The organism is Vibrio harveyi NBRC 15634 = ATCC 14126 = KCTC 12724 (assembly GCF_001591145.1).
Lineage (GTDB): Bacteria > Pseudomonadota > Gammaproteobacteria > Enterobacterales > Vibrionaceae > Vibrio > Vibrio harveyi.
On the sequence record NZ_BCUF01000034.1, the window covers coordinates 29,253 to 41,345 of the forward strand.

A 12,093-nucleotide genomic window follows, 5' to 3' on the forward strand; every position below is an offset into this window, starting at 1 on the left:
AAGACAGACAGTAATACAGAGGTAAATAACAATGAAAAAAGCAGTCATCCTTCTTCTAGCACTTGGCAGTATTCAAGCCCAAGCAAATGACTCAAAAGACGTGTCCGGTTTTTATTTGGGAGGCGGTATCGGTAATACTACCTATAGCGATGATGACCCATTCACACAGCTCGATGGTGACGGTACAACCTTTAAACTTATCGGAGGGTATCAGTTCAATCGTATCGTTGGTGTTGAAGCACAATACACAGATTATGGTGATATTAAGCTTAAGCACACCCCGTTAGATTTGGATGTAAACAGTGTCTCCGTCGCGGCAAATATTGGTTATACCTTCGACAACGGTTTGCGACCATTTGCGACATTAGGCTTGGGATATATCTCGGTTGATATCCCGGAAGGGTTAGGACCTGACGAAGACGAGTTATTACTTCGCGTCGGCGCTGGTCTTGAATATACACCACATCAGCTTAGCAACATCACTTTCCGTGCGGCGTATGAGATGGACCACTTCAACGTCGATTCAACCCGTTCGAGCAAAGATACCGACATCCAGATCGGCTCTTTCTATGCGGGCGCAACGTACAAGTTCTAATAATCAAAGAAAAAGCAAACACATAGAAACCACAAAGGGCGACACTAATTTTAATAGCTGTCGCCCTTTTCTTGTTCGGGTCTGTTTAACCGATACATATTTTCTCATCATGTACTTTTGTACGACCTACTTCTGCATCGGTACCGCTTCAATATCGACATCCCCCGTGTTCATGTCTACCGTCGCTTGGTAGACACTGTGTGGGTCGCCGTAATGCTTAAACGTAAAATGATAAACATTGGCTGGCGTCCAAATTTCTTGGTCTTCTGCCGGCATAATGTCATAACCATCTTGCTGGTAAAGTTCAGTTGCCATCACATAAGCAAGCGCAGTCTGTACCTTAGTATCACGGTCAATTTTTGGCTCTAACGACGGGTTACTTGGGTAAGTGTTACCATTGAAGCTCATTTGACGATAAGCGCCGTTGCTCCACACAATAAAGTCTTGCCAACCATTGCTGTAACTGTCAGCCAAAACAACAGGCGTTCTAGTAACTGACATGCGGTTAAGAACCTTGCCGTTGTTGTCAAACATATACGCGCTACAACCGCCACTGCCGCAGAAATAGCGATCTTGAAGCAAGACAAAGTGCTCCGCTACTCCATCGCTATTTAAATCCGCGGAGCCTGTTAGGTAACGAATTTTATCGTTTTCTAAAGAAAGCCCTTCAGGGTTCAAAATGCTTTGGTCGATCCAAGTCGCGATAGTTACCGCATCGACACTTTTGATTTCCACAGGTGCTTCAGAAGCTGTGGTATTTGTAGAAACACTGTCTGTAGAAGAACAGCCAATAAGCGTTAATGAACCTAGAAGGAAGAGTCCGTGTAATCCACGATTTATCATTTGTGTTCGCTCTTTTAATCATGATGTTTTGTTAGTATACGCATCATTTATCAATCGCTTGCAAGAAAATCATAAAAATGCGTTAAGTGTTCACCAAACCACCCGCTTTGTCTTTTTCGCCTTTATCTACTCTTTTTCTTCTCAAATCTCGTTTCTCATCCCTATACGCCAAGATCAAAAAAGCCCTGAGGAAAATCCCCAGGGCTAGGCAGGAATCTGACAGAAGTCAGGTTGGTCCCTTATGCAGTGGTTGGTTTGATCTTAAACAGAATTGCAAACATGACTGGAACGACAATCAATGTTAGCACTGTAGCAAAACCAAGGCCTGCCATAATCGTAATCGCCATTGAACCGAAGAAGGCATCAAACACGAGTGGAATCATACCCAGAATCGTTGTCAGTGCCGCCATACTTACTGGACGAACACGGCTAATCGCACTATCAACAATGGCTAAGTAAGGATCCTTGCCCGATTCTAGCTCAAGGTTAATCTGGTCTAGAAGTACGATACCGTTTTTCAGAATCATACCGCTTAAGCTCAGCAGACCAAGGAAAGCAGTAAAGCTGAATGGCATGTTTGTCGTCAGAAGACCAAACGCCACACCGATGATAGACAACGGCACCGTGAACCAAATAACCAGTGGTTTCTTTAATGAGTTAAACAGAAGCATCGTAATGATGAACATTAATAGGTAACCCATTGGCAATGAGCCAAACAGCCCTTCTTGCGCATCTTTTGATGACTCGTATTCACCACCCCAAGTAATTTCGTACCCCTCTGGAATGTGTAGCGCCATCACTTTTGGTTGTACACGAGCAAACAAGCTTGCCGCGGTATCGTCACTCAATACGTCGTGGTCAGCCAGTACCGTTAGAGTACGTTTACGGTCACGACGTTGAATCAACGGCTCATCCCAATCCAATTTCACACCGTCAATCACTTGATCAACTGGGATGTACGTCTGTAACGATGGACTCCAAATGTTCACGTTTTGCAGCGATTCAAAGTCAACACGCTCCGCTTCTGGTAGACGCGTCATGATAGGCAGAATATGCGTACCATCGCGCAAGAAGCCTAGTGTGCTACCGCCAAACGCCATTTGTAGCGTACTTGAAAGATCTTGCTTCGAAATACCTAAGCGACGCGCTTTTGATTCGTTAAATACCGGTACAAGCTCTTTAGTACGCTCACGCCAATCATGACGAATATTGCGAGCGCCTGGGTCAGTGTGCAGAATGTCTTCTACTTGTACTGCTAGCTCACGCAGCACTTGTGGATCTGGACCAGTAATACGTGCCTCAATCTTAGAAGCTGGCGACGGACCAAACTCCATCAGCTTGAACTGGAACGTTGGCTTATCAAACGTCTTCGCTAGATTGTCGTCTAGCTTGTGCAGAAGCTTGAACATGTTGTCACGGTCAGTAGTACGAACTTGGAACTGTGCGTAAGCTTCGTAACTCTTTTCCGGCTGGTAAGTCAGAGCGAAACGCTGCAAACCTTGACCAATCGACGCAGAAACAAAATCAATGTCATCTTGCGTACGAATGTAGCTTTCTACTTCTTCTGCTTTCTTGATGGTTTCACGAATATCTGTGCCTTCAGGCATCCACATATCAACGTAGAACATCGGTGTATTTGAAGGTGGGAAGAACTGTTGCTTAACACTACCAAACGCAACCACTGCACCCACAAGCAACGCCACCATGCCTGCAACGGTCAACCAACGGAAACGAAGAGCAAGCTTCAAAGACGCACCAAATGCAACGAATAACCAGCCTTTGTATGGGTCTTCGTCTTCAGCATCCGCGCCTTTGTCTTCTTCTTTCAATAGAAGATCCGCTAGGAAAGGCGTTAGCGTAATTGCAGTAATCCAGCTTAAAAATAGCGAGAAACACAATACCCAGAACAACGAGCCCATAAACTCACCCGTCGCGTCTTGAGATAAACCGATAGGTGCGAAAGCAGTGATCGCAATAACGGTAGCACCAAGTAATGGCCACTGGGTTTGTTTTACAATATCCGTTGCCGCTTGAACTTTAGTACGACCCTTCTTAAGACCAACCAATATCCCTTCGACAACAACAATGGCATTGTCCACTAGCATACCGAGGGCAATGATAAGCGCCCCCAGCGAGATACGGTGCAGCTCGATATTGTTGTAGTTCATTAATATGAAGGTACCAAATACCGTCAACAGCAGAACCAAACCAATGATCAAACCACTACGCAAACCCATGGTGAACAACAGTACAATAATTACGATCGCAACCGCTTCTGCCAAGCTAATAACAAACGCTTTTACCGAGTCATCCACTTCTTGTGACTGGTTGTAGAAATAGTTCATATCGATACCAGCAGGCTTGATCGTTTCAAGGCTTGCCAGTTCCGCTTCAATACGTTGCCCCACTTCTACCACGTTCACACCTGACGCAAACGAGATACCAATGTTGATCGCTTTCTTACCGTTGAACAATAGAACATTGCCCGGCTTTTCTTGAATGCCACGGCTGATGGTTGCAACATCTTTTAGGCGGATCAGATTACCTGTATCACGACCGTGAATAATCAGGTTTTCCAAGGCTTCTACGGTGTTTAGCGTGCCGCTAGGACGAATAATTAGACTCTCGCCGTTCACCATCACTTCACCAGCAGAAACCACATTGTTCTGTTGGTTCAGCAAACCAGAGATCACGTTCATGTCGAGGTTAAGCGCAGCTAAACGATCAAGAGAGATTTCAACGAAAAGCATCTCTTGCTGATCACCAGCAATGTCCACTTTGCCCACACCGTCGATAAGTTCAAGCTCACGCGTAAGTTGGTCCGCGTAACGCTTTAGTTCGATGTAATCGTAGTCATCACCTGTGAGCATTAACATCACGCCGTACACGTCGCCAAAGTCATCAATGATTTGCAGAGATTGAACACCTTGCGGCAAAGTTGGTTGCAAATCGTTGATCTTACGACGCATTTCATCCCAGATCTGCGGCAGTTCATCAGGACCGTAGTCCATCTTCATGCTCACCATAATCTGTGACATACCACTCGAAGACGTTGACGTAATCTTATCGATATAAGGCAACTTACGGATCTCTTTTTCAAGCGGATAAGTCAGTTCTTCTTCCACTTCTTTAGAGGTCGCGCCCGGATAAGTCGCAATCACCATCGCATCCTTAATGGTAAATGCCGGGTCTTCTAATCGACCAAGTTCTAAGAACGACGTTACACCGCCGATCGCAAGAATAACGATAAACAGCCAGCTGATGACTTTGTTCTTAATTGAGTATTCAGCAATGCTCATTATTGTACTTTCTCCACCACGTCCACATGCTTACCTTCACGAAGTTTGCGTAAGCTGGAATTCACTAATACATCGCCTTGAGCAACACCCGAGGACACAATCGCACCTTCACCATTAACTTGATTGATGGTCACAGCAACTTTTGTGACCGCGTCACCATTTAATTTCCAAACGAAAAACTCACCGTCATGGCTGCCCGCTTGCAGCGCTGTCATTGGGATGTTGTAGCCATCAATAGACGTAATGCCTGCCGCTACCATATCAACCGACACGCTTACGCTTGTGCCCGGCAGAATTTCTTGTTCAGGCTGAGGCATCGTTAGGTACATTTGGTAAGTTTGTGTTTGCGCATTTGGCTCACTGGTGTGCTCCAAGTAGTTCAACTGATACCGCTTTTCATCACCAGAAAACGTTGCTTGAGGTTGGTAACTCATGCTTTGAGTGTTTGGATTCACCATTGCTAATACGTTATCTGACAGTTCAATACGAACGTACACTTTGTCACTTTGATAAAGGTTTAGAACCGGCTCACCAATCGCAACACGCTCGAAACGCTCTTTAAATACGTCAGAAACTTTGCCTGCAAACGGGGCAAACAAACGGGTGTAATTCAACTGGTTTGTCGCGTTATAGAAGTTCGCTTCTGCCAGCTCCTTGTTTGCCGTTAGTTCGTCTAGTTCCGCTTTCGAAATCATTTGGCGGCTGTGCAACTCTTCCCCACGTTTTAGCTGACGAATAGCAAGCGTGTATTGCGCCTCGGCGTCATTGACTGCTTGCTTCTCTTTACTGTCATCGAGCTTAGCGATCATCTGACCTTCTTTGACTGTGTCACCAGCTTTCACCAACACATGTTGCACCTCACCGGCACGGCGAAACGCAATCGGAGTTTGTTCAGCAGGCACCACTTGTCCCTTAAAGGTACGGAACTGGCTCTTTACTGGAACATCGACAGAGACCGTCGACACATACAAAGGCTGCTCAGCAACGGCTTCTTCGTTGCTGTTACAACCAGTCAGCACTGCAAGCGCAATAGCAGAAACTGTAAATAGTGAACGTTTCATTAAATACCTTCCTCACGAACCCAAGCTTTCACCACTTGACCTTCAACTAGGCGCTCAACACCAGCGATGACAACATAATCGTTCTTGTCTAGACCCGACTCCACACCACCGTTTTCATTTAGTGACAAGGTCACTTTATTCACCTGTTGTGTTTCACTGTCCATCACCCAAACTTCGCCTTGAGTTTCGCTTTTGCTTACCCACGCCGCGCTTGGCAGCATCACAGCATCCGAAACATTTTGCTTAGCGATATGAACTTGACCTGTCATGCCCGTCAGCAAGTTACGATCAGACGGACGAGTAATGGTCACAATCGCTTCATAACTGTTAGTGTCTGCGTTTGGCTGAGTCGAAATCTCTTTGAATGTGCCTTGAATGCGATTGTTTGGTTCGCTATCCATCGTTACCCACATTTCCGCGTCTTTTAATGTGTTCAGTGACACCGCTTCTGCATACGTGACGGGCAAAGTGAACGACACATCCAACGTGGTATTGTCGATAAGGTTTAGAATTTCTTGTTTCGCCGCGACAACTTGGTACGGCTTCACGTAGGTGTAAGAAACAACACCATCAAACGGTGCATGAATCTCTGTGTAGCTTAAGTCTGTTTTTGCTTGCTCAAGGTTTGCCAGTGCGGCTTTGTACTGGGTTTCTTGCTGGTCATAGCTATCAGTACTGATCAGCTTCTTGTTGTACAAACTTTTCGAGCGTTCCCATTGGGTTTTCGCTAACGAATATTGCGCTTGCGACGCATCAAGCGCCAATTGCAGATCTTTTGGGTCTAGCGTTGCAAGGACATCGCCCTGCTTCACTTCCTCGCCCATTCTGACGATCAACTTCTCAATTTCGCCACCAACCTGAAATGAAAGTTGGGCTCTGTACGTTGCATCTATTCGCGCAAGGAATGCATCGGAATCGGCAACAGTCAGATCATTAACAGCAAGTAATTTTACAGGTTTGATTAATGGCTCGGACGGTTCTGATACGGCTTTGTTACACCCTGTCAGCATCGTAGCGAGGCTCAATGCCACCGCTGCTCCGACAAATGTGCGCTTTAGGTATTGTTTTCGCACTGGCTTTCTCCATCGACTTTTTATTTACTACACAGCCGTGCAGTATAAGAATAATGAAAAAATGATCAACATATTTTCCACGTGGATAATAAAATAATTAGTCAAATCGTCCGGTTTCTGGTAAAAATAGGCGCGTTGAATAATATTCGGGAAAATTCGAACTATGACAGAAAGAAAGCAAGGCCGTAGGAGTGCTGAAGCCGCTGAGCAAACTAAGTGCCTGATTCTTAGAGTCGCGGCAGATATGTTCTGTGAGTTAGGTTATGAACGAGTTTCGCTTCGAAACATCAGTGAAAAGGCTGGTGTCTCCCATAGTTTGATTCGCCACCACTTCGGAAGCAAAGAGAAAATCTGGCAAGCCGTAAGTGATGCCATGGACGAGTTCATGCAGGGTTACATGGCGCAGCTGGTTAACGAAATGCCAGCAAACACCCCGTCTAATCAAAAGATTTACCTATTCATGGTAAGAATGCTAGCGTTTGCGCTGGTTAACCCTCACCCAGTGCAGATGATTGCTGACGCGATTCGCCAAGGCGATGATGCGCTACTGCAATACTTCTTAAGATCGAAAGACGAATTTGCAGCGATTTTTACCGACCTCTTTGCTGACTACAATGTTGAATACCCTGAATACCAAATCGATCAGTGGGAATCAAAATGGCAAATGCTGGTATTTGCTCATGGCGCGATTAGCCTAGCTCCAATGATGCAAGAGACATGGCCAGAAGACGCAAACAACCGCGACAAGATGCTGATCAGACACTGGGAATTGTTCAACACCATCATGGCAAGCCAATTTAGTGTGAATAAAGAAGACATGATTCACCCAGACAAATTGAGTGAAGTGGTTATCGATATGTGTTGCCCGATTGAAGAATTAAGCGCGTAATCAACACCTTCAGAATAACGTAAAAATGCCGAGCAATTTGCTCGGCATTTTTGTTTATACTTTTCGTTTCAAAGAGGAAACGAAATGGAACCTACTTAATAGTTGCTTATTCCTAAACGCGACACTGTAGCTATACAGCGCGTGGGAAGTAGATTCCTAGTCTCGCTTTGGCTCGCTGGAATGACGAGCTTTAATTAACCACGGTAGTAGCGTTGCGGTACGAAAGGCATTTTTTCTACCGTCATTGGTAGCATCTTGCCGCGTACTTCTGCAAATAGCTCTGTACCGATAGCCGCAAGATCGGCGCGCACGTAACCCATAGAAACTGGCTTACCAGCATTTGGACCTGCTGTACCACTGGTTACTACACCAATCTTGTTGCCGTCTGCATCGTACAGTTCTGCACCTTCACGCACAGGCGCTTTTGTTTGACCAACCAAGCCAATACGCTTACGAGCAACGTCTTTTGTTTCGATCTGCTTAAGAATGATGTCTGCACCAGGGAAACCGCCCGCACGCTCACCATCTGCGCGACGTACTTTTTGGATGCCCCATAATAGGCTTGCTTCAACAGGAGTCGTCGTTGTATCTAAGTCATGACCGTATAGACACAGACCACATTCAAGACGAAGTGAATCACGAGCACCAAGACCAATCCACTCTACTTCCTCTTCGCCAGTTAGCTTACGAGCAAGCTCTTCTGCTTTGTCAGCCGGTACCGAGATTTCGTAACCGTCTTCGCCAGTGTAACCACTACGAGAAACAATGCACTCAACGCCGAGTAGTTCAACTTTACGAACATCCATAAACAGCATCTCTGCTACTTCAGGAGCAAAACGCGCTAGTACTTCTGCTGCTTTAGGACCTTGAATCGCAAGCAGTGCACGATCATCGATGATTTCCAGCTCAACGCCAGAAGGAAGATGCGCTTGAAGGTGTGCAATGTCTTGCTCTTTACATGCTGCGTTCACAACCACAAACAGATGGTCACCAAGGTTCGCGACCATCAAGTCATCCATGATACCGCCCTGCTCATTAGTGAAGAACGCATAACGTTGCTTGCCTGCGCCTAGATCTACGATATCAACAGGAACTAACGTCTCTAGGAAAGCTGCCGCACCATCGCCAATCAAACGAAGTTGACCCATGTGAGAAACATCGAACAGACCTGCTGCATCACGTGTGTGTAAGTGTTCTTTCTTAACGCCTAGTGGGTATTGAACTGGCATGTCGTAACCCGCGAACGGGACCATCTTTGCGCCTACTTCAACATGAAGTGCATGCAGTGGTGTTTTCAGAAGTTCTTGAGTCATTTTCGTCTCCATTTAGATAGACCCGAGAATGCTGTCGGCATTCAATGTGTTTCCAATAATAAACACGCTTGATTCAATTTTGCACGAACAAGACATCGCTCGACTTTCAAAAGTGTGACTTTTAACATTTTAATCACAACAAAACGCACAAAAAAGGCGCTCTGTTAAGTGAGATATCATCAACAGAGCGCCATCATAACGCATTCAAAACAGATAGCAATCGTTTGCTTTCACTATAGGAAATTTACAACTATTTATCACTATTTGGCAGTCACCCACAAAATGTGCGCGTCTTCCTCACTCACACTGGTCAACATATGACCCATGTTCGCATCGTAATACACACTGTCGCCTTCGCTTAATACAACAGGCTCATAGAACTCAGAATAAAACATAACCTCACCTGATAAGATGAGTAAAAACTCTTCCCCATCATGGCGAACCCAGTCTTTGTATTCGTCAAAACTGCGCGCACGGATTTGGCTCTTAAAAGGCATCATTTTCTTATTGGAAAGTTGAGTCGCCAGCAGCTCGTGCTCGTAAGTTTGGGTTGGGTGCGGTTTGCCCTCTTTCTTTTTGGTCACATCGCGACGCCCTGTTGCCACCTTTTTCCTTGGCGGTTCAAATAGTTGCGGCATATCGATCTGCAATCCGTGAGCTAGCTTTTGCATCGCTTGGAACGTAGGAGAAATCTGTTCATTCTCGATCTTACTTAGCGTAGAACGCGCAAGTCCAGTACGTTGGCTCGCCTCTTCCAAAGTGATACCAAGTTTAGAGCGGATATCTTTAATGCGCTGACCGAGCTTAAGCGGTTCAATATTTTGGTCTTGTTGCTCTTTCGCCAACGTCATTGACGGGTATTCATCGTAAATACTTTCTGCCATAAATCCCTCTGTAAATATCCTTTATTCCTTCCTATTAGCATTGTGCATGAACCCTATAATGGATAAAAGTCCACCGAGTTAATTAAAGCGTGCTCTTGTTAACAAAACCAGAAATCTCGTTTCCTATAGGAAATTTTTGGTTGATTGTTCGTTCCGCAAGCGCTATGTTACCAACTTGTTAGATGTAGAGATGCACATTTCCGTAAGAGATTGGACAAGAGAAACCACAATCCGACGGAGTTTTAACCCACTTATTCGGGTCGAAAGTCACTCTGTTCTGCTATGCAGTTCAGCTGTTTTGAGGACAAATGAGCCACCATCGCAATCAAACAACTATTTCTACTGCGGGTTCATTTTCAGATTTGGAAGGTCAACTACCATGAACAAGAGTTACCCTAACCACAGCTTGGAAAACTTTTTCTCTACCAACCTCTCCGCGACAGATGACGCTGTCTTTGCTGGAATTCAGGCAGAATTCGCTCGCCAAAACGAACAAATCGAACTTATCGCTTCTGAGAACATCGTGTCTAAAGCGGTAATGCAAGCTCAAGGCACATGCCTAACAAACAAATACGCTGAAGGTTACCCAGGTCGCCGTTACTATGGTGGTTGTGAGCACGTAGATACAGTGGAAGCCATTGCTATTGAACGCGCGAAAAAACTTTTCAATTGTGAATACGCAAACGTTCAACCACACTCAGGCGCACAAGCAAACGGCGCAGTAAAACTGGCACTACTTCAACCTGGCGACACTATTCTTGGTATGTCTCTGGACGCAGGTGGCCACCTAACACACGGTGCTCGCCCTGCACTTTCTGGTAAATGGTTTAATGCAGTTCAATACGGCGTTGACCGCGAAACACTAGAAATCAACTACGAAGACGTTCGCCAACTGGCACTTGAGCACCAACCTAAAATGATCATCGCAGGTGGTAGTGCTATTCCACGTACTATAGACTTCGCAAAATTCCGTGAAATCGCAGACGAAGTAAACGCGATTCTTATGGTCGACATGGCGCACATCGCCGGTCTTATCGCAACAGGCGCGCACCCTAGCCCGCTTCCTCACGCACACGTGGTTACGACTACAACCCACAAAACACTGCGTGGTCCACGTGGCGGTATGATTCTGACCAATCACGAAGATATCATTAAGAAAATCAACTCAGCGGTATTCCCAGGCCTGCAAGGCGGTCCACTGATGCACGTGATTGCGTCTAAAGCAGTCGCGTTCGGTGAGGCGCTTGGTCCTGAATTCAAAACTTATATTGATTCAGTGATCAACAACGCAAAAGTTCTGGCGGAAGTATTGCAAACTCGCGGTTGCGATATCGTAACCGGTGGTACAGACACGCACCTAATGCTGGTTGACCTTCGCCCTAAAGGCTTGAAAGGTAACAAAGCAGAAGAAGCACTAGAGCGTGCAGGTATCACGTGTAACAAAAATGGCATCCCATTCGACACAGAGAAGCCTATGATTACATCGGGCATCCGTTTAGGAACGCCTGCGGGTACAAGCCGCGGCTTTGGCGCTGAAGAATTCAAACTCATCGGTAATTGGATTGGTGACGTACTGGACGGTTTGGTGAACAACCCTGAAGGTGACGCAGAAGTAGAAAAACGCGTACGCAAGCAAGTGAAAGAGCTTTGCAGCCGTTACCCTCTTTACCAATAAAAGATTTATTAAATCAGAAACTATCCTGACAAGTTATTTGGAGATTAAGCAATGGACAAAACACTGAAGTTTACAGATAGCCACGAGTGGGTACGTGACAACGGTGACGGCACAGTAACTATCGGTATTTCAGAGCACGCTCAAGAGATGCTAGGTGACGTAGTTTTCGTTGACCTACCAGACGTGGAAGATGAAGTCGAAGCGGGCGAAAGCTTTTCTTTGGTTGAGTCAGTAAAAGCAGCTTCAGACATCTACTCACCAATCACTGGCGAAGTAGTTGAAATCAACGAAGAGCTAGAAGACAGCCCAGAGCTAATCAACGAAGAACCATACGAAGGTGGTTGGATTGTGAAAGTGAAGCTTTCAAACCCATCTGAGTTGGATGACTTAAAAGATGCGGAAGAATACCTAAGCTCTATCGAAGAAGAGTAATTAGGATGAGACGAAAGCTGTCCCCTAGC

Annotated in this window: 10 protein-coding genes; 4 read left to right on the forward strand and 6 right to left on the reverse strand. The window is 45.7% G+C overall.

Annotated features, from left to right (window positions below; all coding sequences use genetic code 11):
• Positions 1-31: 31 nt before the first annotated feature.
• Positions 32-595 (forward strand): porin family protein, encoded by a 564-nt coding sequence (locus VHA02S_RS17120; protein ID WP_005451662.1) that lies wholly within the window; start codon positions 32-34, stop codon positions 593-595.
• A gap of 126 nt (positions 596-721) precedes the next feature.
• Here VHA02S_RS17120 and VHA02S_RS17125 read toward each other — a convergent pair whose 3' ends face one another.
• The 4 genes from VHA02S_RS17125 to VHA02S_RS17140 form a co-directional block, all read right to left on the reverse strand.
• On the reverse strand, positions 722-1,438 hold the full coding sequence (locus VHA02S_RS17125; protein WP_038898899.1) for a COG3650 family protein: 717 nt from the start codon (positions 1,436-1,438) through the stop codon (positions 722-724).
• A gap of 239 nt (positions 1,439-1,677) precedes the next feature.
• Positions 1,678-4,737, reverse strand: coding sequence for a multidrug efflux RND transporter permease subunit VmeV (gene vmeV / locus VHA02S_RS17130; RefSeq protein ID WP_005451657.1), 3,060 nt, complete (start codon positions 4,735-4,737; stop codon positions 1,678-1,680).
• A complete protein-coding gene (locus VHA02S_RS17135; protein ID WP_038898898.1) occupies positions 4,737-5,798 on the reverse strand; it encodes an efflux RND transporter periplasmic adaptor subunit in 1,062 nt (353 codons plus the stop codon). Before VHA02S_RS17135 ends, vmeV begins: the two co-directional genes overlap by 1 nt.
• On the reverse strand, positions 5,798-6,871 hold the full coding sequence (locus VHA02S_RS17140; RefSeq protein ID WP_017189012.1) for an efflux RND transporter periplasmic adaptor subunit: 1,074 nt from the start codon (positions 6,869-6,871) through the stop codon (positions 5,798-5,800). Before VHA02S_RS17140 ends, VHA02S_RS17135 begins: the two co-directional genes overlap by 1 nt.
• 163 nt (positions 6,872-7,034) lie before the next feature.
• On the opposite strand from VHA02S_RS17140, the gene VHA02S_RS17145 reads away from it, so the two are divergent.
• On the forward strand, positions 7,035-7,760 hold the full coding sequence (locus VHA02S_RS17145; RefSeq protein WP_005451652.1) for a TetR/AcrR family transcriptional regulator: 726 nt from the start codon (positions 7,035-7,037) through the stop codon (positions 7,758-7,760).
• Positions 7,761-7,954: 194 nt separating this feature from the next.
• On the opposite strand, the gene gcvT is transcribed toward VHA02S_RS17145, so the two are convergent.
• Positions 7,955-9,073 (reverse strand): glycine cleavage system aminomethyltransferase GcvT, encoded by a 1,119-nt coding sequence (gene gcvT / locus VHA02S_RS17150; protein WP_009696728.1) that lies wholly within the window; start codon positions 9,071-9,073, stop codon positions 7,955-7,957.
• A gap of 260 nt (positions 9,074-9,333) precedes the next feature.
• The gene (locus VHA02S_RS17155) at positions 9,334-9,957 is read right to left on the reverse strand and encodes a helix-turn-helix domain-containing protein (RefSeq protein ID WP_005431308.1); all 624 of its coding nucleotides are present in this window, start codon (positions 9,955-9,957) and stop codon (positions 9,334-9,336) included.
• A gap of 379 nt (positions 9,958-10,336) precedes the next feature.
• Here VHA02S_RS17155 and VHA02S_RS17160 point away from each other — a divergent pair, with 379 nt between their 5' ends.
• Both VHA02S_RS17160 and gcvH read left to right on the forward strand, forming a co-directional pair.
• Positions 10,337-11,632 carry a serine hydroxymethyltransferase gene (locus tag VHA02S_RS17160; RefSeq protein WP_005451650.1) on the forward strand — a complete coding sequence of 432 codons (1,296 nt, stop codon included), beginning with the start codon at positions 10,337-10,339 and terminating at the stop codon, positions 11,630-11,632.
• A 51-nt stretch (positions 11,633-11,683) separates the two neighbouring features.
• Positions 11,684-12,064 (forward strand): glycine cleavage system protein GcvH, encoded by a 381-nt coding sequence (gene gcvH, locus VHA02S_RS17165; RefSeq protein WP_005451648.1) that lies wholly within the window; start codon positions 11,684-11,686, stop codon positions 12,062-12,064.
• Positions 12,065-12,093 lie beyond the last annotated feature (29 nt).

What these genes read in the sequence shown, in the direction of transcription:
- VHA02S_RS17120 (WP_005451662.1), top strand. Translation starts at nt 32, where the DNA reads ATGAAAAAAGCAGTCATCCTTCTTCTAGCACTTGGCAGTATTCAAGCC.
- VHA02S_RS17125 (WP_038898899.1), bottom strand. Translation starts at nt 1,438, where the DNA reads ATGATAAATCGTGGATTACACGGACTCTTCCTTCTAGGTTCATTAACG.
- vmeV (WP_005451657.1), bottom strand. Translation starts at nt 4,737, where the DNA reads ATGAGCATTGCTGAATACTCAATTAAGAACAAAGTCATCAGCTGGCTG.
- VHA02S_RS17135 (WP_038898898.1), bottom strand. Translation starts at nt 5,798, where the DNA reads ATGAAACGTTCACTATTTACAGTTTCTGCTATTGCGCTTGCAGTGCTG.
- VHA02S_RS17145 (WP_005451652.1), top strand. Translation starts at nt 7,035, where the DNA reads ATGACAGAAAGAAAGCAAGGCCGTAGGAGTGCTGAAGCCGCTGAGCAA.
- gcvT (WP_009696728.1), bottom strand. Translation starts at nt 9,073, where the DNA reads ATGACTCAAGAACTTCTGAAAACACCACTGCATGCACTTCATGTTGAA.
- VHA02S_RS17155 (WP_005431308.1), bottom strand. Translation starts at nt 9,957, where the DNA reads ATGGCAGAAAGTATTTACGATGAATACCCGTCAATGACGTTGGCGAAA.
- VHA02S_RS17160 (WP_005451650.1), top strand. Translation starts at nt 10,337, where the DNA reads ATGAACAAGAGTTACCCTAACCACAGCTTGGAAAACTTTTTCTCTACC.
- gcvH (WP_005451648.1), top strand. Translation starts at nt 11,684, where the DNA reads ATGGACAAAACACTGAAGTTTACAGATAGCCACGAGTGGGTACGTGAC.